The following is a 2418-nucleotide window of genomic DNA, read 5'->3' on the forward strand; positions in this document are numbered from 1 at the left end:
TCGTAGTGCAGGGATGCTTCTTGTAACCCTCTCGCGGTGGGAGGGACCTGACTGCGCGCAGCGAATCGAATCATGCGGCGAGTGCCGTCGCACTCGTTCGCCAGCAACCAGGCGACGGCAATGTCGTAATGCCGATGGACGGCTGATGGCGTCCACCAGGAGGGTCAGGGAGAGCTTGGCGGCATTCGTGCGCCTGCTTTGTTTTTTCGTTCAACGCCACGAGTCCAAATCGTCGCGGGGGGTATGTGCGTCCATCCAGTCGTAGACTCCACTGGTTCTCGCCCACGCCCAGGTACGCACGGGCGATGCCGACGATTCCTTGCATCGTTCGGATGGCACTCGGCGGACCGCGTCTTGATCAGGCCGGAGTTCAACGGTATTGGCATCATTCGCTGATGCGTCGTTACGTACGTAGCTAGACATCTATAGTTTTCCTGTACAGGGTGTAGGTGCCGGCGTCTTGGCAATGCCGGCCCAGTGCTGGTTTCGGTCGGGGTGTTCGAGGTTCAACTCAGCTCGGCCACGAATTCCTCGGCGCGCGGCCACTCGCCGTGCCCGGAAGCGGGATTCAGATGACCGACGGCGCCGACCTCGATGAACCGGCTGCCCCACGCTTGCGCGAGTTCCTCGACGCGCTCGATCCGCGCGAGCGGATCATTGGTGCTCGCGGCCACGATGCTGGGAAACGGCAGGCGCGTACGTGGAGTTGGCATCCAGCCATGCTCGTGCAGGGTAGCGGGTGCCGGATAGCCTTCCGGCATCGGCGCGTTGAAATCGGGTGGCGTCGCGAGCAGCGCGCCCTTGATGTTTCTCCGATGAAGCTGCGCCCAGTGCACGGTAATCATGACCCCGGCGCTATGCGCGACGAGAATGACCGGGCCGTCGATCTGCGCCAGTGCCGCATCGAGCGCGGCGACACGGGCCGCGCGGTTCAGCTTGTCATGCTCGAGCGGAGGCACCGAGCGCGCATTCGGGAGCTTGCGTTCGAGCAAGGTTTGCCAATGGTTTTCGACGTGATCGCGCAGTCCGGGCACGATCAGAACGGTCGGTGTGGGGTTGGGTGTCATGAGTGATGTTCCGTACGAGGTGTCATTTTTCTGCTGCTATGCCGCGCAGCGCGTCGATGCGGCGCAGATCGCGTTCATATCTCGACCTGCCGATCGCGAAGGCGACCGTAGCGGCGAGGCTCACCAGCGGGATCACCTGCAACGCCCCCAGAAGACCCACGCGATCCGCAATCAGGCCGGTGACGAGCGGACCGGGTGCAAGGCCGAGCAGATTGTTCGCGAGCGTCAGGGTAGCGAACGCCGATGCGTGGATCGACGAAGGTGTGAGGTTCGCGACCATCGCTCCCGCCGGGCCGGAGGTGCCCGCAACGACGAGAATGCCCGCGCCCAGCAGGACGAGTTGCATCGCGCCCGCCTCCAGGCGAAAGCCGATCGAGAGCAACGTGAAGGAGATCATGCAATAGGCGATCGCCGTCATCCACTTGCGGGACGGAGCGGTCCGGCAGAGCCGGTCTGTGACGATTCCGCACGCGACCATGCCCACGCCGCCCAACAGCACGAACACGGCGGCGCCCGCGGCGGCCTTGTCTGCAGGCAGGCCGTAGTAGCGATTGAGAAAGCTCGGCATCCAGGCAATCACCGCGCCCATGATGAAAAGCTGCAGTCCGCTGCCGACGTACGCGCATACGACCGAAATCGTCGAGAATAGTCCCGCGACGAGCGTGCGAAAGCTGGTGATCACGTCGCGTGAATTCGACTCCTTCGCACGGCCGTCCGGGTACCGCGCTGCAAGGCGCTTCTCGGATACGATCAGCCGGTAAGCCACCACCAGCAAGATGCCGAAGCATGCCATCGCGCCGAATGACGCACGCCACCCAAAATGCACCGCGACGAAACCGCCGAGCGCCATCCCGAGCACCGAGCCGAACGCGCCGCCGGCCATGAATGCGCCGGTGAGAGTCGAGCGCAGGTGCGGCGGGAAAATGCTGAGGATCAGGGCAATGCCCACGCTTCCATAGGCGGCCTCGCCGAGACCCACGAACGCCCGGGCGACGAGCATTTCCCCGTAGCTGGTCGCAAACGCGCAGCCGAGCGTGGCCAGGCTCCAGAGTGCTGCCATCAGGATCAGGCTTCGCACGCGGCCCCAGCGGTCGGCGAGCACCGAAAGCGGAAAGGTCAGCACGCCGACCATGAGCGCCACCACGCCGCTGAGCGAACCCAGTTGCGTGTCGGAAAGACCCCATGCGCTTTTCAGCAGGGGAAAGACCGCATTCAGCACCTGCCGCGACATGTAGTCCGACAGCAACAGGCCGAAGGTCAGCGCGAAGACGATCCACGCATATTTGCGCGAAACGGCGGGAGCGCCCGCGAAGTCGCCCTGGGCCGGCTTTACACAATGAAGTTCCAAAAT

Annotated in this window: 2 protein-coding genes; both read right to left on the minus strand. The window is 63.9% G+C overall.

Going from position 1 to position 2418, the window contains the following annotated elements:
- Nucleotides 1-506: 506 nt before the first annotated feature.
- Nucleotides 507-1067, minus strand: a complete 561-nt coding sequence (locus AWB67_RS36405; RefSeq protein ID WP_087660691.1) for an RBBP9/YdeN family alpha/beta hydrolase — start codon at nucleotides 1065-1067, stop codon at nucleotides 507-509.
- A gap of 22 nt (nucleotides 1068-1089) precedes the next feature.
- Entirely contained in the window at nucleotides 1090-2415 is a 1326-nt protein-coding gene (locus AWB67_RS36410; protein ID WP_087660692.1) for an MFS transporter, read from the minus strand.
- Nucleotides 2416-2418: the final 3 nt, after the last annotated feature.

The organism is Caballeronia terrestris, from assembly GCF_001544515.1.
Taxonomy (GTDB): Bacteria; Pseudomonadota; Gammaproteobacteria; order Burkholderiales; family Burkholderiaceae; genus Caballeronia; species Caballeronia terrestris.

Coding starts and splice junctions, on each gene's coding strand:
- AWB67_RS36405 (WP_087660691.1), bottom strand. CDS start 1,067: ATGACACCCAACCCCACACCGACCGTTCTGATCGTGCCCGGACTGCGC.